We start from the raw sequence: 18,044 nt of genomic DNA on the forward strand, positions 1-18,044 counted from the left end.
ATTCTCTCCGCCTCCGGTTTCCGGACTCGTGCTGCCGAGTTGCTTTGTGACATCAAACCTCGGCGCCCTTGGGATGAAGCCGCGAAATTGTGCTGTTGCTGACATTGTAGCGGTGGGCGACATCACCCCTCGCCTCCCCGGCGGCCAGCCGTGCCAACGCCTCTCGGCGCTGCTCCTGCGAAAGCTTGGGCTTGCGGCCGAACTTAACGCCCATGGCCTTGGCGCGGGCGCGCCCATTCGACGTGTTCTCGAGGATCCTGCGCCGTTGCCATTTGGCGGCCCACCCAACGAGGAAAAGCACCAGATCCGACATCTCCGACGTGGTGTCGATAAAGGGCTCGTCCAGCAGGCGCAGCCCGGCGCCGGCTGACGTCACGGTCCTGAGGATGTTCAGCATATCAAAGGGGTCCCGCGCCATCCGGTCGCTGACGACGGCATAGACCACGTCGTCTGGCTTCAGGGATCTTAACAACCGCTGCAGTCTTGGGCGGTCGGCATCCTTGCCGCTACGCTTTTCAAAGAAAATCTTCTCGCAGCCAGCCGCCTGCAGGCGCTCAATCTGGGCGGCCAAGTCCTGCGCTTCGGTCGATACCCGCGCATAGCCGTATTTCATTCACCCATGCCTCCTCCGTTGCTCCAAAAATCACGATATTTGCAAGAGTCATCATGAGCAATATTTGCCTTTTTTTGAGCTTATCTGATAGGTATTTTGCTTAAGGTATGTGCAGAAAGTCAGAGCGCGCACAGCGCCACCGCCACGTGCAGGCGCGCGCAAATATCGTGATTTCTGCATAAACGTCTCACCTCTCCATACCCTTGCGATAGGTGCACCTTTGAGACGTAGCGCAGCCTTGGTCTTCGTCGTGGCCGGACTTCTTTCGGCATGTAATCCGCTGGCCGCAGACCCGAAGGTCGCGATCCTTGGAAGGTGGGAGAGCCCGACGTGGAAGAACGGCGCCGGCACTCCGCTCTATGTCCAATTCAAGGAGAACGGCGAGGTTCACTTCCTCAATGACAGCTCATCGGATTTTCGGGGCGAATGGCTGTTCCTTGAGAGCGGTGAGCTTCAAATCACCTACCCTGCCGGGTTCTCTAAGCGATGCACAGTCGCAATCGACGGCAAAAAGCTGACGGTCGCACAGACCAAATGCTTCTACGGCTGGGATGCGGTCAACCCCGGTATCGTTCTGGTCAAGCAATGAGCTGCCGCATTGAACGATCGGTAATACCGGCCACGAAAACATCCCGGATGTTGTCCCTGGCGTTGGGGCTGGCGATCGCCGCCGCGCCGGCCTGGGGCCAGGAGAAACTTTCCCTTGATGTTACGGTGCCGGCCGTGAGCCGGCCGTCACAATTGTTCAGGCCCAATGGCCAGGCTGCTGACTTCCTCGGAATAGGTCTCGGCCAAACGGTCGACGACGTCCGTAAGATCTTGACCGGCCAGAATTTCTCCAACGAAACCCCGTCAAACCGCTTCCTGCTGGAGGAAGACTATAACAGCGTCGAGATTGTCGCATCCGGTCCGAATCGATACTTCACCAACATCGTCTGGTCCGGGCCGCAGGACGCCACCGCCGACCAAAGCGTGAGGGTCGAATTCTCCTCTCCCCTGACAGGCCAACATTCAACGGATGTCCGGCGCTTCGTCACGTACAAGGGAGGTATGGGCCCGCTGATGGAGACGCTTCGTGCGGCCATTATCCAGAAATACGGACCGCCCAGCGTCGACGGCAAGACCCAAATGGAGTGGTTTTGGAGCACAGGCCAGCTCGTCAAAAAGGGTGCCCATGACAGGCAGATGGCGATCAGCATGGAATCCGAAAGCGACCATGTGAAGGGTGTTACCTACCTTCTGGTCGATGGCGCCGCGGTCGACGATGACCGGGATCAGGTCGCCAAATTCCAGAAGTCGGTCGAGGACGCCGCCAAGAGAGTCCGCGACGGCCACGCCACCGCACCCAAGCTTTAGAAATACGTTCCACGACCAACGGAGGAAGATTGTGACTATGATTTCACGCGCCCAGACTCTGCGGATTGCGGCTCTCGCCGCCAGCATCTTGGCCACTGCCTTGCCGGCGGCCGCCACGGACATTGTGGCCTTTATCGATCATGAGATGGCGCAAGCCAACCCCGGCTCAATCCTCATTCTCCATAACAAGCAGGGATGGACCGCCAACACCATCGACACGATCAGAGCCAGGTTGGATGCCAAGAAGTTCAAATACGCCTATCAAACATACAACGATGGGGATCGGCCCAAGGACATAGCCCGGCCCTTCAACTGGCCCGACTACGGAGCGGTGTTCTGTTTCGGGCAGAACGAGTGCGAATTGGTGAGAGGTCAAGCCTTGGCAAAGGGCTTTGAGGGCGATTTCTTCAACGCCTATCTCGAGAAGCGATAGACCTCGCCGAGGCCCTGCCCGGCTGCCCCGCTGGAATTTCGAGACGCTACCAGGCGACGACCACCGGCACCTCGATGACCATCGAGCCGACGACATGCCTTTAAGGTTGGGATGACGTCGGCCGGAGTATCGCGCTCGTCAAGCAATGACCCGCGGTCGCTGACTGCGCCCGATAGGCCTCACCATACAGTCGACCGTCCAACCCTATCTTCCGAGGTTATCTCCCTGCAAAACACAATCAAGATTCCGACAATCGGGTGGGGCATAGCCGCGCTGGTCTTCTTTCCCTTCTTTGTTCCGAATTCCTACAATATCAGCCTGTTCGGCATTCGTTTCCTGCCCGCCGCGCTCTTCGCCTATCTCGCCTATCGGGCCTACAAGAACGGGCTCACGGCAGGTGCCAGCGCCGAAGAACGTGCCCTGGCCCGGCACCAAGCCTTTGCAGCCGTGGCCTTATCTGTGGTCGGTGTGATCCTCGGTATCGGGTTTGGCCTGATCCGACCGCCAAACTTCAACTCTGTCATGCCCTCTGTCGCCAGCATCGAGGGCAAATACAGGGATCCCAACGGCAGCACAGTGGAATTTCTCGGCGACGGGACGGCCGTCATCGTCATCCATGGAACCCAAGCCATCTGGAAATAGAGCACCTATTCGGGCAATCGCCTGAAGCTCGAGCCCGACCCCGGTATGATCGGCGTTTCGGCCGCGATGTGTGATTACCAGCTCAATGGCTCCAGCCTGCACGTCATTGGTTGCGAGTATGCAATGCAATTGACCCGTTTCTGATCGACGATTTGAAAGTTGACGTGAGAGGGCGGCATGGGTTTCAGACATATATTGGCATTCACCGTGGCGGCGGGCGCCTTCCTGCCGGGGCAATCCAGCGCCCAGGAGGAACCTACTCAACCCGTCCCCAGCCAGAGATTCAAGCTCGGCCAAAGCGACGGCTGCTTTCGCTACATTGGTGACGCCTTCGAGTTTATCGGTCACTTCAAGGCCGGCAGTTATGTCGGCGTCTCCATGATCACCATCGGCCAGGACGGCTTGCCGACACCAGCCGCCGATGAGGACCGGACACCGGCAATGGATTTGCCGGCCTGGACAAGCGCCTCGCCCTATTTCTGGTTCGGCCCGACGACCAGCAGCCGCGACTACTCGATCACGTTCTCGCCTCGTGCTGCATGGGGCAGTTCCGCGATCGTCACGATTTGCGGCCGCCAGTCCCCTCCGGAAAGTTGACGCAGGCATTTTTAACCGGGAACAATCGCAAAAAAAGCGGAAAGCCCCAGCCGCCTCGTGATCCAGATGTCGCCAAAGCAATGACGCGTGGATAACCACAAAAATGGCGGGGCGGCCCCGGAATCGAGCCGCCGTCGCGAGCTTTTCGCGGCCGTGGAGGCTTCATTATCTGCTGTCCTCAGGGCGAAGCTTGCAGCAAATGAGGGTCTGCGACGAGTGCACCACCTCCTCCGCGTTCGGCCCCAGTTGCACTCAGCAACGCAGGCGATATCGTTCATTTGCGATTCGTCGCCTGGAGGATCTATGCGTCAGCAGTCAAAGCCGTTCGTTATCGAAAAGAAGACGTCCCGAAAGCTCAAATCCGATAGCCAGAAGGCATCGATCTGGGGAAAATTGGATTTGAGACTGGGGCGGGATCTTGCAGCGCAAGGGGACGTGCCCGAACAGCCGACAGTTGCAGGGGACATCACGGGCCTAGATTCGTAGAAGTGAACATCGCCAGCGATACCGCGGGCTGACGCCCCAATGCCGTACGACGGCCGAGACGTTGCCGTCGAGCTCCGCCCCTTCCCGCTGCGATCCGTGCCTGCTCCGCTGGGTCCAGTTGCGACGCCTCCGCCGGCCCGTAATCATCTCAACCCGAGGATGGTCACTTCCTTCATGCCCGTCTTGATGGCTGGCATTACGTCGTTACAGGAGACTAGCACTCGGGCGGCGCCGCGGGGAGCGCAGCCGGTCCCCCAAATTCACGTCAGGTTCACAAATCCGTTGTGACAATTTCGTACATGAAGGAGGCGGCTTTGCTTTGCGGCCGCCCCCCGAAAAAGGATGGAAAATGTCCAAGATCACCGGTAAGTCCGAAACGATCGAGAATGTCGAATTCCCTACCGTCGACCCGTCCAAGGTTGCCGAGCGAGTCCGCGCTGTCACCGATCAGAGCGTTGAGCAGTCGAAGGAAATATTTTCCAAATTGAGCTCGGACGCCGAAATGGCTCAAACGGCTTTCGAGTCGACCTTTGAAATGGCCAGGACCACCCGCAACGATCTCGTCGTGAAGACGATTGCTGCTCTGCAAGCCAATGCCGAAGCCGGATTCACGCACCTCGAAGCGCTGGTTGCCGTGAAGTCGCCGTCCGAGTTCTTCGACCTGCAGGCCGCATTCCTGCACAAACAGATCGAAAATTCCGCCGAGCAGGCCAAGGCCCTCCAGGCATTAATGTTGAGAGCTAGCGAGGACGTATCGAAGCCCATCAAGGATGCCTTTGAAAAGGCTTTGAAGGTACGCAAGGCCGCCTGATTTCCCCTTGGCAGTACGGGATGAAAGGTCAGCACCTCGTTGGCCGGCCACGCTGGCAAGAACGGCTCGTGGCACAGGGTCTTCCCCGGTCGGTCGGACAGCTTTGTCTGCCCGACCGCGCCGGTTTGACGCCGTAACCTCTGACCGCGACCTCGGAAGCGCGCCGCAGCGTCGGCCCACAACTGCTCACGTTTACCGAGACGCTCCAACGGGAACAAACAGCTTGTCGCCATTGTGGTCGACTTCTACCAGCTCCGGCTTTTGGCTCATGCGCTCCGTAATCCCGCGATGAAAGATGATGGCGTTCATATAGGCGAAGGTCATTGCGAGCGCGGCGGTGCGCAACGGGTAGTCGACCAGAGAATGCACAAGTAAGAATGCTACAGAAAGAAATGCTGCCTTCTGAAAAGAGTCCCGGCGAATTCTGGAAAACGCGAACAGAAGAAGGATAAGGTACAAGGCCATCAAAACGGCAGCGAGCACTCCGCCTTCCAAGGCCATTTCAAGATACTCGTTATGGGCATGGTTCACATACGCCCTGAATATCATTCCCTCTTTTTCGTATATTTGGTAGACCTTCTGAAAATTTCCAAATCCGACTCCGGTAACCCAATTCTCTTTTATTCCATCCATGGTCGTGCGGGCAAACTCCGCGCGTCCGAAGGCAGGATCTATCTCCCTTGCATCGATCGTCGTCCATGCCCCCATCACGTAGACGGAAAGCCCAACGAAAAGAACAAATACGCTAAAACCACTTATTCTCGAGCGAGCCGAGAGAAATATGATGGACACTACGGTAACGGCCAGTCCGATAAGAACGCCGGCACGCGACCCTGCCGCCAAAAGGAGCAGCAGAAGCGCGATCAGACCGATCGCTCCGGACAGGAGATGTCCGCGGAACAGGCCGTAGTAGACAACGAAGGGAATCGAGACGAAAAGCAAAGCCGAGAAATGGTTTCGGTTGGCGAAAAGTCCCGCATTGATCGTGAATGGCAACAATCCCTCGATCGCGATGTTATCTGAGAGCGAATATTGAATCGCTCCTGCCAATCCGTTGCAGATTACACCCATGAAAAAGAAGGGGAGCAGTCCGTAGACCTGATCGGCGCGCAAACGCATGACACCTAGGAAAAAAGCTGCCGATGCCGCCACATACAGCAGACACTCGATCGTTCGCCCTACCCCGACGCTGATGAACCGGGTTTCATCAACCAGCCAGGGAGCGCCGAGCAGCACTCCCGGCCGCAGACCGGCAAAAAGGCTTGCAGGCAGAGGAACGATTTGAAGCACAATCAACGCCACCGCCAGGAAAAGCAGCCAGAGAACTGATCCGGGGATTGCCGTCGGGGTTGACGTTCGCGAGACGGCAATCGCCGCCGAGACGATGGCTACTATCTCGACCAGGGTATCGGTATACAGCCCGCTCGCCGTACCGCCGCCTATCAGCAGGGAGGTGAACAGGACCGAACCGAGGAGATATTTGTCCCATTCCGACGGCCGTGCACTCAAGGTGAAATTCTCTCAATGTTCAATTTGTGCATGACCAATGTACCCATATAGCGAAACCGCCAACTCTCAGCTATTGCGGCGGTTTCCAACCGCAACAGCTGCATTGGGCATGCGTCCTGTCCAATGGAAAATTCCTGGCTCAGCCTCTGACGATTGAAGGTGCCCTCGGGAACGTTAAACCGCGCTATTTCGCTCGCCGGATCCACACATCTGATGGTCCAGAAAAGTTCTTTGGGCAGTTTCAGGTTTCGTCCGGATGCGACCAATGAAACCCTGTACGAACCGGGCGGCAGCTCGACATATTGTTGGAGAGCAGTGTTCTTCACCGGCGTGTTCAAAAACCGAACCGTCGCCCCTCCCTCGCCTTCAACAGCATCCTGGGATGTCGCGAACGTGACTTCGAGGCCTGATTGATCCCGAACCTGCCAATCGAAAGGCTTTCCACCGTACCCGGGCTCAAAGGCGCCATTAAAGATATATCCACCCAGCTTTCGTTCGTCATCGGACTGACTAAAGAGAAACACCCGATAGGCCTGTTCGTATTCCTTCTGCCCGATGTACCCGGTGATCACGGAGGACAGTTCGCCCGATGTCGGAGGCGCTTCGGATCCGGCCAGGTCAAGAAGCAGCTGATTTGCGAAATCGAGCCCTTGGCGCGTTTTTCCGATAACGGAAAACAAAGTCGCCCGCCACGGTGCTCCCGCCGCAATTGCTGCCAGCACGGCATGATATCCGTCAGGATTCGAAAGGATTGCTGGAAGGCCCCCGGCGACGGCCGGAAACTGATCCGGCCAACGGCGCAGCAGTATATCGAGCGCGCCTACAGCCTTGGACAGATCCCCGATCTCGATTGAATGGCCGATCGTTCTCTGGAGCGCATGGATCTCTGTTTTCGACAGCCTCCGTGCCTGATCAAAGAGCGCATACGCGTCATCTTCCTTGCCTTGTCGATACTCTATCTCCCCGATTAAGCTATAGAGGCGTGCATCTCCGACATTGAAGCGAAGGGAGTCTTTCGCCCTGGCAGCCAGTGCGTCAAGATCAGGGGGATTGGCTGTATCATTCAGGTCGCCGGAAATTTCGCTTATCAAGGCGTCGACATTCAAAGGATCCAGCGCCAGCGAAGCGCCTGGCATGCCTATCTCAAGGAGTCGACTTAGCCCGTTCAACGAAGCCGCTAACACTAGAGCGGATGCGACGAACCAAATGCCTGAACGTCGAAGATTTTGCGCGAGCGGGCTGGTCTGCGCCGTCATCAACTTTACCTTCAAGTTTCGGGGTACTCGTGCCATAGTTATAATATTGATAATTCATGTACTTGTAGGCATAATTGTAGTCGAACTTGTTCACCGCAAACTTCGACATTGCGGCTCCAACCACGTTGGCGCCGGCAGCGCGCAGACGCTTCAGGGCTGTCTTCGCCGACTTGCGGGTGACCTGCTTTGTCGAAATGACCATCAACGTACCGTCGGCCAGCCGACTGAGGATGGGCGCATCGGACAGCCCAACGATCGGTGGGGCGTCGATTATCACCAAATCGTACCGCTTGCTCAGATTGGTAACGATCAAGGCCATCTTCGGTGAAGAAAGAAGATCCGCAGGGTTAGGTGGGATGGTTCCAGAGGTCAGAACCGTCACATTGGGATACTTCGTCGGCCTGAAGATGGTCGCAAGGTCCTCTTTACGGACGGTGTTTGTCAGCAGGTTGCTCAACCCGATCGTATTGTCGAGACCGAACAGCCGGTGAAGGTTCGGCTTTCGAAGGTCGCCGTCGACAATCAGCACCCTTGCCCCAAGCGCTGCGAAATCCTGGCCGAGCTTGAACGCCGTCGTCGACTTGCCCTCCGCTGGCTCTGAACTGGTGACCAGAAGCGAGCGCGGCGCGCCTTCCGCGCCGGAAAACTGCAAAGATGTTCGAAGCGACCGATAGGACTCGGATAGGCCTGACTTCTGGTCTGCAATGCTGGCAATGAGCTCGCGATCGTCGACATGGGGCAAGATTCCGAGCATCGCCAGTCCGAGTTCTTTTTCGACCTGCTCGGGATTTGTAAACGTGTTGTTCAGCAGCTCAATAACATAAATAATCGAGCCACTGATGGCCATGAAGAGAGCCACTGCAATTGCGAGATTGATGCTCAGGCGTGGAGAATAAGGCGCCGTGGGCTGCGTCGCGACGTCCACGATCGCGGCACTTTGGGTCTTGAGCTCGGAACTCACGCCAACTTCGTTGAGCTTGGCAATTAGACTGTCATACTGAGACCGGTTTGAGTCGACTTCACGCTTCAGTATTGTATACTTGATATTCTTGTCATTGAAGGCGACCTGCTGCTGTTCCATATCTGCAAGCTTCGCTCTAAGATCGGCCTCCTTGTCCTGAGCCTGCTGGTACTTGAGCCGCAGCGAGTCAGTGATCGCCAGTACACCATTGTTATATACGCGCTGCAGTTCCTTGATCTGGGACTGCAATTGCTGCATTTCCGGAAAACCTGGCTTCAATACGCCGAGCTTCTGCTGATACTGGCTGTTGAGATCCGCCAGCTTATCGCTAAGCAGCTGCAGGCCCTTGCTTTCTAGCACCGGGCCAAGGCTACCACCACGTCCCTTGTCGATCTGATCCACAACCGATCCGGCATCGGACCGCTCCTGGGTTGCGGCTTGAAGCGCCGTATTGAGGGCCTCAATGTTAGACCCGATAAGCGACTTGTTGTCACCCGTGATCGTGATGCCCGCATCCCTTGCATAGGCGACGAGCTCTTCCTCGGATTTCTGGAGCTTCTGCTTGACCTGCGAAACCTGCTCCTGGATAAATTGCCGCGCCAGGTCAGACGTTTCGCTAGTCTGATCCACCCGCTGATCGATAAAACTCTGCGCAACCTGGTTGGCCACATCGCTGGCGTATTTCGGCTTCTGGTCAAAAAAGGTGATCGACAGCAGACTTGTGTTGGTTACGAGATTAACCGTGAGGTTGTCTAAAACGCGCCTTATCGCAACGGCTTCACGTTGTTCCGGGGTCTTCTCTTCGATTGAGGGAGCCTTAGTGATTCTGAAGGCACGATAGAAAATGTTGCTGATCGAAAAATCCGGCGTCGGAAACAGGAAGTCCGGCTTTTCGCTGAGGCCCAGTTGGAAGACAACGCGTTGCGCCAATGCCCGGCTCTTCAACTTTTCACGAGCGGTCTGAAAGGCTCGTATATCGCTGTTTTCGGAAACCACCTCGATGTCCTGGAAGACCTTCGCCGATGGGACTAAGACTTCTAACTGCGTCGTTGCCTGATATTTGGACGTCTGCATCATCGTCACTACGACGCCGGCAACCAGCCCGGCCGCCATCATCATGGCAATCAGCCATCGATACTGGACAACATAGAAGAGCAATTTGAGCGGATTAAAGCCCTGATCCTGTTCAGCAGAATCGCGGCCATACGGGCTATGATGTTGGCCACCATCAAAGTAGTGATCCGAAGACAAGGCTTGGCCATGTCCGGGAGCTGCTAATTGGTGTTGCCTGCTACGATCGAGCATAGTCCGGGCGATCCTGGTTCATAGGCGTTGACATGCGACGCGCACTACGGCGCGAGAACGCCAATTCTCACTGCGGTTGACGCAACTCCGAGGGCGTCCTTCAGATTGTTCAAAGCGATTTTCGATTTTGAAGGAAACACGACAACCTTGTCGCCACCGTAGATGCGTGGATTGCGGCTTTTGCCAGCGCGAATGTTCTCGACATTATAGTTCGCAACCAGTGTGTTTTGACCGATATTGCGATAAACAAAGACTTTCCCCGCATCACCGATAGTATTGAACCCGCCGGCAAGTGCGACCGCGTCGATCAACGAAGCGTTGCTCGATACGGGATAGATGCCGGCCTTGTTGACTTCGCCATCAACAGTTATGCGTTGTCCAATGGATTCCTTGATGAAAATTGTCACGTCCGGAGATTGGAGATAGTTCGCGCTGTAAGCGGCTTCAATTTCCTTCTCCAACTGACGGACGGTTTTTCCTGCGGCCATCACTGTTCCGATGAGTGGAAGCGAAATTTGCCCGCCGGCGTCGACTTGAACCGTCCTGTTCAGATTGTCGACTTGGAACACATCCACCTCGAGCACGTCATTCGGCGACAACGGCTGCTCACTGCCGTTCTGGCTATTTTGAGGAGCAGGAAGATCCTTCACAATCTTCAGAGCGCCACCGCCTGATAAGGGAACCGACGATGATGATGTGAGTTGCAGCGCGTCGATCGACGCCGGCCCCGTCGGCGAGGTGCTCGTGCAGGCCGACATGCTGAGGGAACCGAGCATCACGACCATCGTGATCGCGGCGCAGTTCATCAAATTGCGCATCATGAGGACACGGCCTTTAGCAAACGACCGAGCCCGCCGAAGCGGCCGACCTTGTCGGGGCTTGGCTTGTTTGCAAACCTTTTTCCAACAGGCTCAAGCGGCCGGTTCGCCAAGATGTCGCTCGGCCGCCCCACTACCATATTGTAGGCCTCGTCTTCCCCGCACCGCTTCGCGGCGGCGTCAACCGCTTGCGAAAGGCCAGGCCGGCGGCGATTAGCACCATGAGTATCGGATGCGATGATATCGACCCGGCCTTCGTCGATCAGCTTTTCCGAGTAGTAGAGGGCGGTACGCCCGAAAGCGCCAATAATCGAGTCTGCAGTAAGCTGTATGAGGCAGCCGAGCCTATTCAGCCTTTCAACCACGTCATAGTTCGCCTTGATCCAGGTTAAACGCTCCGGATGGGTGAGAATCGGGACGAACCCGGCCTGTACGAGGCGCAAAGCAAGTTCTTCCAACCGCGGCGGCAACACATGGTGAGGCGGCTCGAACAGAAAATAGCGTGAACGGTTTAAAGTCGGCACCTTGCCGTGCCTCAACTGACCTGGAAGATCGGGGGCTATGTGGATGTCGGCACCAACATAGAGGGCAAGCGGGATCTCAGCGCGCCGCAACGCTTGCTCCAACGAACGGACAGCACCGACGATATTCTCCGTCCCGTTTTCATACATCCCCGGCACGACATGGGGCGTGCATGCCATATGGGTCGTCCCGTCGGCTACCGCCAACTTCGCCATTTCCAGCGATTCAGCGATATTAGGCGAGCCGTCGTCGAGACCAGGCAAGATATGAGAATGCAAGTCGATCATAAGCGTTTCTGGCCACGTGAGGGCAAAACAGCGACTTCGCTGCGAAAGAAGACAAACGTGTCACCCGCTTCATTGCGATTGACAACCGCAGAGCGCCGACCGCCAGATTCCAGCTACTTGCTGACAGAATTGTCATCGTCGTGAACGCGGAGGATGAGCGCTGCCATCGACCCAAAAGCCGAGGCAGCAACAAACCGATAGCGAACGCTCATCTTAGCCCTTTAATCGCCGCCCCACCTGGGAACCCGCACGAACACGGCTAGCGGCTCACACCGTTATTATCATCCTGAGTCGCCGCGAGAACTCCGGCAGTGAGAAGCGCGCCTGCAAATAATTGCGCAGGCAAGCCAAAGGCAAATTTGTGCGACGGGTCAATGGCACCCGTCTGCTCGGGACTTACCGCAGCAGCACTGTGTTCGGGATTCACGACCTTGAGACAGATATTGTTTTCGACACGTGAAATGTCGAGAGTTGCATTCGCAGGCACGCTCAGCCTGCAATCGCCAACCTGAACGGACGCCGAGCCCTTGGCGCCGACCACCAAGCGACTGCCGAAATCCAAAGCGCTTCCCACGTTGGCAGGTCCGTAACCGGCCGTCTGCGAAACCATCACATTGCCACTTACACTTCGGATCGATCCGATTGGATTTGCCGGCCCCCGATAAGCCGTCGCACAACTGCACGGTGCATCCTGAGCGAAAACTGGAACTGAGCCAATACCGACCAAAGTGACCAACCCGGCCAACGCACTTTTCAAAACAATGTTCATTTGCTTCGATCCTTTGTTTGCGTCGTTCAGACGCGCCCAAGTTAATGTCTGCTGTAAGCGCCTATCAGCTTTTAATACCGATTCCAACCTATTTCGCATATGCGAGATAAGCTTTTGAGTTAAGACGCGCCTGTTTGATCACAGTACATTAGCTGACTCGAATGAACAAACTATGCACAAAGATACAGCAACAGGCCCTACCATCGGTTACTGATATGAAGCCGCTGCTCTATCGATGTTGCTTATTTGACGTTTTCTAAAGTATCTGTGCGGAAGTTGTCTATATAACATCGCGTTCTATAGCTAATTAGTCGGGAATTATATACTAGACGACGACAAAATTATATCCAAAAACTTATAGCATTTCTGCTGCTAACTGAGTGTCATTGCTTTTCCGTCGCGAGTATGCCCTCTGGTGATGCGCTGAGGTGAACGACTCGTTTCGTTTCCGATGTAGAGACTACCTTTAAACCGCGATACGCGTGCGCGGCAACTTAATCAATTGCACTCTTCCGCTGTCTCGCGACTACCACCGACCGAAAATATACCCGCCACCTTTCAAAATCCGAAAGGAGAAATCATAGAAAGCACGTTCGCGAGCCAGATCACAAGCCAATCCCCCGACGCCTTCCCGACACCCTCATCGAGAATCTGAACCATTCGGCGCAGCGCCCAGAAGTGAGTTGAAATCTGGGCGGATGGTCCGTCACCGAAATCTGCGATTGAGGTGCGGCTGCATTTCCACTCGAAGCGGAGCACAGCTCCCGCATGCAATCCATATCCAGACTATCATTCCAACGCCGCCCGGAGAGAACAAGGTCGCTTCTCCTGCATTGGTAGCGAGCGCAGCGAAGGTAATCGCGACAGCCTGCTCTGACCTCCAGATAAGAGGTCGATAAACGACGGCGACCACAAGGAGGGCGAACCCGATAAAGCCCACAACGCCGAGTTCTTCCAATACAGACAACACGATCACGCCCTTCTCGACTGGATTTCCAATAGGGATGCCCATGAACCGTGTTACGTCCAAGTCCCACGGCGATGACGGAAGGCCAAATCCGATCCCAAAAATGGGATGGGCGTAGAAATTCGGAATCGATTTATCGATCACGAGACCGCGCGATTCCATAAGCGCGCCAGAAAAGGTATCGGCATTGTTGAGCTTGAAGGCGAGGCTCTGGACCGCCGGCATGACAGCATCGTAGGCATAGCCCACTACGAAAACGCCGCCAGCGAACAAAAAGAAAGCAGCTATGATCGATCTGAATGCATGACCTTCACTCGATATGCGCCCAACTATAGCCGCGAAGGGCAGTGCTATCAGAACCGCTAACATGCCGGTGCGTGCTTCCGTGGCAACCAGAGAAACGAGGCAAAGGGTCGTGACGATCCACCAAAACAGACGGCGAGACCGGCCCGTGTACACCCGAACGATCATCCATGCCGTGAATGGCCCCAGGAAAACGCCGTACGCTTGCGGCTGGTTTAATAGTCCTTGGAAGCCATGATTGTTTGCAAAGAATCCGACAGCGGTGAATAGCAAAGGAAGACTAGCAAGCACAAAGACTGAGCTAAAGGTAAGCATCCATCGAATTAGCCGGTCTTGGTCCTCTTCTTTGGCGAGCTGCACATTCAATACCACCGCTGTGACGCCGATGAAGAATATTATCAACTTGGATAGCGACACATCCTTGGCGTAGCTCGAGATTAGGGTTTCCATTGCGACCACCGCGACAAAGGCGGCACCAGCCTTCAGAACAGGGGGCCAAAGCCAAGGTTGCGGCCGCTTTGAGAACAACGCGGTTCCAAATGCTGCAAAAAGCACAAGCCAACGCAGCAGCGCAACGGAATCCGGTGCAGGAAAGAGGGCTGGATTTGCCAAACCTACGACCACGGAGAGGCAAAGCGCTTCTACCGCTCTCATTGGGCCACCCAGTGCCCAGGCTGCCATCAAAATGTAAGCGCCGATGTAGCCTGCATTTCCGATGGCAGGGAGAGCGATGATGAACAGTGCGCGCAGGGCGGCCATAGAATCGAACTGTCGAACATCTTTCACAAGCTTCATCACAAAAATCTTGGGTTCCGTCTTCAGCGGGAGACAATTATGGAGCAATTTGGTAGTTGCCCAGTGCCGACTGAGAGGGAGAGGCACATGGATCGACGGCAATTTCTAGGTGGCGCACCTCTTATTGCAGCGGCGCCGGCCGTAGCGAAGACAGCTCGGCACGATGTTCTCTCATTCAACGCAGCTGGCGATGGAGTAAAAGACGATACCGCGTCTATCCAGCGCGCGGTGGACGAGGTGAAGCTGGTTGGCGGAGGCGTCGTCAGAATCCCCGAAGGCACCTATAAAATCAGTGCGCCCATCCGGGTCTATGGGAATTTTCAGTTTCGCAGCATCAAGATATTGGGGGACAATGCAGAGATAGTGTCGACCCATGCAGGTCCGGCGTTCGAATTCGATCCTTCAAACCCGACGCCCGCACCGCAGGTCAAGCAACGAAGCGAAATGGACGGTTTATCCTTCTCGGGGCCGGGCCGTGACATTGCTGGCTCCAGCGGGATTTCCATTATCAATGGAGCAACTGTACGAGTTCGCAATTGCAAGGTCAGAGGTTACGAAAAAGGCATATCCGGTGTCGGCGCCTTGATTTTACGCTTCCTTGAAGTGGAGCTTTACGGCAATGCTCACGGCTATCATTTCACCAGCACCAAAACGTTCGGTGCCAATGACATCCATTTCAACTCCTGCTTTATTTTTGAAAACACTAGAGCAGGGTTTGCTGAAAACTTCCCGAATAGCGTAATGACTTTCAACCAATGCGAGATCGAAGGCAACAACTTCGATGGAAATGCCGACGATGGCGTTGTCACCATGGAGTTCTCCAATGCAGGCAAGGTAACCCTTATCGGATGTCATGTGGAAGAAAATCACGGAAGGGCCAATATAGTTTTTGCAGGAGGCAACCGATCATCGTCCTTAAATATCATTGGCAGCGAAATTCTTCCTGGCAGGAAAATATCTACGGTGGTTGAGATGGCGACGAACTTTGGTCCATTCGGTCATCTGCATGTCATAGGATCTCGCATCACAAGCGGACGCGGAAATCAGATTGATCTTGGTCTTGGGATTTCGGCTTGCATAATTGGCGAGACCGAAGGGAGCATATCTGGCGATCTAAGCAAGCTGGTAGTGATCAAGGATGGCAAGGTCGCCACTGGCGGCATAGAGCCATAGATGGACGGTAAGTTCCTGGCGCACGTCGTATCATGTGGATATCAACAATCAGCAAGCTCGATAAGTCGCCCGAGCCTGACCAGGCTGACCACAGAGTAAGCCCATTTCAGTGAGAACAGCAGCCAGGTCACCCCCGTCCGGCATAAAACACTGGACGACCACTGCATCCCCCAGCCTCGCTCCAGTGTTCCCATCGCAGGGAGTCCCTGAGCCGACCGGTTTACAGTTCAAAACCATTCCCTGAAAATCACGCCGCGTCGCTTCTGTCACCATGTCACGCAAAGCCAGAGGTTTTGTTGACGCCACCCCGCACAGGACAACTTTACGGCCCCCCACCCGCAGATCGTCTATCGAGGGAATGTTGAGGTGTCCGGTGAATGGTGAAAGCGTGGCACGCGGCTGTGGACGAGGTTTGTCCCTCTGCGATACGATCACAGCCATGAAACCTACGGCAAACACCAGACCGACAACAGGAATAGCGATCAATTTATTCATCGTTGGTCGTAGACTCCCCAATCCTGATAGTGCCGACGGGCGCTCCCGGTATCCTGGTAGCGCCGGCCAGTGAGCCACCGCTTGGCGTGATCACGTCGATCCGCGGCTAGTTTGGCTCTAAGGTCGCTATTTGCCGTAGCGGCGCTCCAGCGCGTCAGCAATTCGCTCGCAAAGCAGTTCTGAGGTTACGGCTGTGAGGTGGAGACGGAGGCGACCTCCGTGTGTATCAACCAGGGTAGTGACAATACCCCGATCAGAGTACTCGGCGAGCTCGAGAACATCGTCGATGACGAAGTCTGGTATTTCACGAAGCCTCTCACGGCGCTCATCCACCGGGTTCTCCTCCAAAATTGGTGGATTTCCGGGCAGGCCGAGTCTCATTCGCTGGAGCTCGGCGTAGCTCTCAGCAAGGTCTTGAGCGTTGAATAAACGCCGAGTGACCTTGCCATTTTCGACGATCTGAACAATCCATTGACCATTGACATTTTTCAAACGCACGTCGTTCGGTTCTCCGGCAATCATATCCGCGATCCTAGATTTTCTCACAATATTTCGTCCTCTGGCGCAGGGCTGCACGGGCCGCCATAACCCGCCGTAGAAAGCGGTTTCACCCGAAATCTCTGCCACCGCGGCCCTGGCCGAATAGTTAGGCTTGGCTGTCAGCTATTGCCGGACACACGCAGCATTCCGGCCGTGAGGGGAGGCCAGCGCCCTCCCCTTGAGACGACGATCGGGGCGTTGTGATTATGGCTTGGAAAGGGCTTCTGCGATTTGAGACACCGCTTGCTCGGCGGAAAACTGGCGATCGAACAATCGCCTGCAACGTCCGGGCAGGTCGGCATCCGTTTCTAGCTGTACCAGTAACCTTTCGGCTTTCGCGACCAGTTCATCCAGATGATCGCTCTGGCACTCTTCGCCAACCCGCTCGTTTTGGATCAGTTCGGCCAAGTCGTTGCCTGGGTTCAAGCGGACCAACGCTGGAAGGCCATTTTGCATATAAGTCAGGAACTTGCCTGGTATGTTGTGCGATCTGTGGCGGAGATCCAACGAAACGATCCCAATCCGGCACTGTGCGTAAAGGTCCGGGATTTCGTCGGGGTCGATCTCGTCGAAAAAGACCACATTGGGGAGGCCGAGAGCTTGCGCCTTTTCCCTAAGTCTTCGCACCTCACTGCCTCGACCGACCAGCAGGAAGCCGACGTCGGCCCGTGAGGCCATTCTCTGCGCCAAGTCCAGTACAATGCCGACGCTTTGAGCCACCCCCATGTTACCTGCGTACACGAACAGCTTGCGACCGGCCAACGGCGTCTCGCTGACACGGATCGAACACCGTACGTTTGAAGGCTTGTCCAGCCAGTTCTGCAACACCTCAAGGACACGCCCCGGCCTCCGCCGCCACCGATCGAAGTAAGCCAGGTTGCCCGGCGTCTGGACGCCGATCACATCAGCAATCGAGTATTGGTAGCGCGCGATGGAATCGAAGAAACGGTAAGGCAGACCGCGGCCCATCAGACCCATATCAACGGCCCATTCGGGAAAGATATCGCGAATGATCAGATACCCTTTGCAGCCGCTTTCGCGCTTTAGCGCGCTTGCCATAGGGCCGTGGAAGATCGAGGGAGCATACCAAACAATGCCGTCCCATCGCTGCCCTGCCAGCGGGCTTTTGCGCAGGTTGCGCAACATGGCAAATGGCATGACGAACTCATTCCAGGTCCGCCTCACATAGCCAATTTCCTTGGTTGGCGGCGCTCGCAGGCGCAGCACCGTTACCCCGTCAAACTCTTCAATTGCCCAGGGGCGGTCCAGGTCGGCCGCTGGGAGCATGACAGTGAGCCGATGCCCTTGTCGCGCAAATTCCCGGGAAAGATCCCTCAGTTGCACGGCGCCCGACGTGCGCAGCGGTGGAAAAGTATCCGCAATCAAAGCGATCCGCATCTGGAGTC

At 55.8% G+C, this 18,044-nt stretch carries 18 protein-coding genes; 7 read left to right on the top strand and 11 right to left on the bottom strand.

Annotated elements, in window-relative coordinates:
* Positions 1 to 52: 52 nt before the first annotated feature.
* Positions 53 to 613 (bottom strand): recombinase family protein, encoded by a 561-nt coding sequence (locus A4R29_RS15080; protein WP_063172226.1) that lies wholly within the window; start codon positions 611 to 613, stop codon positions 53 to 55.
* Positions 614 to 851: 238 nt separating this feature from the next.
* On the opposite strand from A4R29_RS15080, the gene A4R29_RS15085 reads away from it, so the two are divergent.
* The 6 genes from A4R29_RS15085 to A4R29_RS15115 all read left to right on the top strand — a co-directional run bounded on the left by A4R29_RS15085 (position 852) and on the right by A4R29_RS15115 (position 4,938).
* Entirely contained in the window at positions 852 to 1,202 is a 351-nt protein-coding gene (locus A4R29_RS15085; protein ID WP_063172227.1) for a hypothetical protein, read from the top strand.
* A 62-nt stretch (positions 1,203 to 1,264) separates the two neighbouring features.
* Positions 1,265 to 1,969 (top strand): hypothetical protein, encoded by a 705-nt coding sequence (locus A4R29_RS15090; RefSeq protein ID WP_145923761.1) that lies wholly within the window; start codon positions 1,265 to 1,267, stop codon positions 1,967 to 1,969.
* A 37-nt stretch (positions 1,970 to 2,006) separates the two neighbouring features.
* Entirely contained in the window at positions 2,007 to 2,402 is a 396-nt protein-coding gene (locus A4R29_RS15095; protein WP_063172229.1) for a polysaccharide deacetylase family protein, read from the top strand.
* Between the two features lie 111 nt (positions 2,403 to 2,513).
* The gene (locus tag A4R29_RS15100) at positions 2,514 to 3,044 is read left to right on the top strand and encodes a hypothetical protein (RefSeq protein WP_063172230.1); all 531 of its coding nucleotides are present in this window, start codon (positions 2,514 to 2,516) and stop codon (positions 3,042 to 3,044) included.
* Positions 3,045 to 3,221: 177 nt separating this feature from the next.
* Positions 3,222 to 3,641, top strand: coding sequence for a hypothetical protein (locus tag A4R29_RS15105; RefSeq protein ID WP_063172231.1), 420 nt, complete (start codon positions 3,222 to 3,224; stop codon positions 3,639 to 3,641).
* A gap of 835 nt (positions 3,642 to 4,476) precedes the next feature.
* On the top strand, positions 4,477 to 4,938 hold the full coding sequence (locus A4R29_RS15115) for a phasin (protein ID WP_063172233.1): 462 nt from the start codon (positions 4,477 to 4,479) through the stop codon (positions 4,936 to 4,938).
* A 192-nt stretch (positions 4,939 to 5,130) separates the two neighbouring features.
* Here the strand turns inward: A4R29_RS15115 and A4R29_RS15120 are convergent, their stop codons facing one another.
* The 7 genes from A4R29_RS15120 to A4R29_RS15150 form a co-directional block, all read right to left on the bottom strand.
* Positions 5,131 to 6,447 (bottom strand): O-antigen ligase family protein, encoded by a 1,317-nt coding sequence (locus A4R29_RS15120; RefSeq protein ID WP_063172234.1) that lies wholly within the window; start codon positions 6,445 to 6,447, stop codon positions 5,131 to 5,133.
* Positions 6,444 to 7,583: a hypothetical protein gene (locus A4R29_RS15125; RefSeq protein WP_244506826.1), complete on the bottom strand. Its 1,140-nt coding sequence runs from the start codon at positions 7,581 to 7,583 to the stop codon at positions 6,444 to 6,446. Before A4R29_RS15125 ends, A4R29_RS15120 begins: the two co-directional genes overlap by 4 nt.
* Positions 7,584 to 7,590: 7 nt before the next feature.
* Positions 7,591 to 9,969 carry a GumC family protein gene (locus A4R29_RS15130; protein ID WP_063172236.1) on the bottom strand — a complete coding sequence of 793 codons (2,379 nt, stop codon included), beginning with the start codon at positions 9,967 to 9,969 and terminating at the stop codon, positions 7,591 to 7,593.
* A gap of 44 nt (positions 9,970 to 10,013) precedes the next feature.
* Positions 10,014 to 10,790 (bottom strand): polysaccharide biosynthesis/export family protein, encoded by a 777-nt coding sequence (locus A4R29_RS15135; protein WP_063172237.1) that lies wholly within the window; start codon positions 10,788 to 10,790, stop codon positions 10,014 to 10,016.
* Entirely contained in the window at positions 10,787 to 11,596 is an 810-nt protein-coding gene (locus tag A4R29_RS15140; RefSeq protein WP_063172238.1) for a tyrosine-protein phosphatase, read from the bottom strand. Before A4R29_RS15140 ends, A4R29_RS15135 begins: the two co-directional genes overlap by 4 nt.
* 259 nt (positions 11,597 to 11,855) lie before the next feature.
* Positions 11,856 to 12,365, bottom strand: a complete 510-nt coding sequence (locus A4R29_RS15145; RefSeq protein ID WP_063172239.1) for a hypothetical protein — start codon at positions 12,363 to 12,365, stop codon at positions 11,856 to 11,858.
* Positions 12,366 to 13,071: 706 nt separating this feature from the next.
* On the bottom strand, positions 13,072 to 14,430 hold the full coding sequence (locus A4R29_RS15150) for an O-antigen ligase family protein (RefSeq protein ID WP_063172240.1): 1,359 nt from the start codon (positions 14,428 to 14,430) through the stop codon (positions 13,072 to 13,074).
* Positions 14,431 to 14,517: 87 nt separating this feature from the next.
* Here A4R29_RS15150 and A4R29_RS15155 point away from each other — a divergent pair, with 87 nt between their 5' ends.
* Positions 14,518 to 15,603: a right-handed parallel beta-helix repeat-containing protein gene (locus tag A4R29_RS15155; protein ID WP_161491078.1), complete on the top strand. Its 1,086-nt coding sequence runs from the start codon at positions 14,518 to 14,520 to the stop codon at positions 15,601 to 15,603.
* 48 nt (positions 15,604 to 15,651) lie between these two features.
* Here A4R29_RS15155 and A4R29_RS34140 read toward each other — a convergent pair whose 3' ends face one another.
* From A4R29_RS34140 to A4R29_RS15165, 3 genes are all read right to left on the bottom strand, one after another.
* Positions 15,652 to 16,098 carry a hypothetical protein gene (locus A4R29_RS34140; RefSeq protein ID WP_145923762.1) on the bottom strand — a complete coding sequence of 149 codons (447 nt, stop codon included), beginning with the start codon at positions 16,096 to 16,098 and terminating at the stop codon, positions 15,652 to 15,654.
* 126 nt (positions 16,099 to 16,224) lie between these two features.
* On the bottom strand, positions 16,225 to 16,620 hold the full coding sequence (locus A4R29_RS34795; protein WP_174564968.1) for a hypothetical protein: 396 nt from the start codon (positions 16,618 to 16,620) through the stop codon (positions 16,225 to 16,227).
* A 222-nt stretch (positions 16,621 to 16,842) separates the two neighbouring features.
* Positions 16,843 to 18,036 carry a glycosyltransferase family 4 protein gene (locus tag A4R29_RS15165; protein ID WP_063172242.1) on the bottom strand — a complete coding sequence of 398 codons (1,194 nt, stop codon included), beginning with the start codon at positions 18,034 to 18,036 and terminating at the stop codon, positions 16,843 to 16,845.
* Positions 18,037 to 18,044: the final 8 nt, after the last annotated feature.

Origin of the sequence: Mesorhizobium ciceri biovar biserrulae (assembly GCF_001618845.1) — a bacterium.
In the GTDB taxonomy this organism is placed as follows: Bacteria; Pseudomonadota; Alphaproteobacteria; order Rhizobiales; family Rhizobiaceae; genus Mesorhizobium; species Mesorhizobium ciceri.

What these genes read in the sequence shown, in the direction of transcription:
- A4R29_RS15080 (WP_063172226.1), bottom strand. Translation starts at nt 613, where the DNA reads ATGAAATACGGCTATGCGCGGGTATCGACCGAAGCGCAGGACTTGGCC.
- A4R29_RS15095 (WP_063172229.1), top strand. Translation starts at nt 2,007, where the DNA reads ATGATTTCACGCGCCCAGACTCTGCGGATTGCGGCTCTCGCCGCCAGC.
- A4R29_RS15100 (WP_063172230.1), top strand. Translation starts at nt 2,514, where the DNA reads ATGACGTCGGCCGGAGTATCGCGCTCGTCAAGCAATGACCCGCGGTCG.
- A4R29_RS15105 (WP_063172231.1), top strand. Translation starts at nt 3,222, where the DNA reads ATGGGTTTCAGACATATATTGGCATTCACCGTGGCGGCGGGCGCCTTC.
- A4R29_RS15115 (WP_063172233.1), top strand. Translation starts at nt 4,477, where the DNA reads ATGTCCAAGATCACCGGTAAGTCCGAAACGATCGAGAATGTCGAATTC.
- A4R29_RS15125 (WP_244506826.1), bottom strand. Translation starts at nt 7,583, where the DNA reads ATGCCAGGCGCTTCGCTGGCGCTGGATCCTTTGAATGTCGACGCCTTG.
- A4R29_RS15130 (WP_063172236.1), bottom strand. Translation starts at nt 9,969, where the DNA reads ATGCTCGATCGTAGCAGGCAACACCAATTAGCAGCTCCCGGACATGGC.
- A4R29_RS15135 (WP_063172237.1), bottom strand. Translation starts at nt 10,790, where the DNA reads ATGATGCGCAATTTGATGAACTGCGCCGCGATCACGATGGTCGTGATG.
- A4R29_RS15140 (WP_063172238.1), bottom strand. Translation starts at nt 11,596, where the DNA reads ATGATCGACTTGCATTCTCATATCTTGCCTGGTCTCGACGACGGCTCG.
- A4R29_RS15145 (WP_063172239.1), bottom strand. Translation starts at nt 12,365, where the DNA reads ATGAACATTGTTTTGAAAAGTGCGTTGGCCGGGTTGGTCACTTTGGTC.
- A4R29_RS15150 (WP_063172240.1), bottom strand. Translation starts at nt 14,430, where the DNA reads ATGAAGCTTGTGAAAGATGTTCGACAGTTCGATTCTATGGCCGCCCTG.
- A4R29_RS15155 (WP_161491078.1), top strand. Translation starts at nt 14,518, where the DNA reads ATGGATCGACGGCAATTTCTAGGTGGCGCACCTCTTATTGCAGCGGCG.
- A4R29_RS34140 (WP_145923762.1), bottom strand. Translation starts at nt 16,098, where the DNA reads ATGAATAAATTGATCGCTATTCCTGTTGTCGGTCTGGTGTTTGCCGTA.
- A4R29_RS34795 (WP_174564968.1), bottom strand. Translation starts at nt 16,620, where the DNA reads ATGATTGCCGGAGAACCGAACGACGTGCGTTTGAAAAATGTCAATGGT.
- A4R29_RS15165 (WP_063172242.1), bottom strand. Translation starts at nt 18,036, where the DNA reads ATGCGGATCGCTTTGATTGCGGATACTTTTCCACCGCTGCGCACGTCG.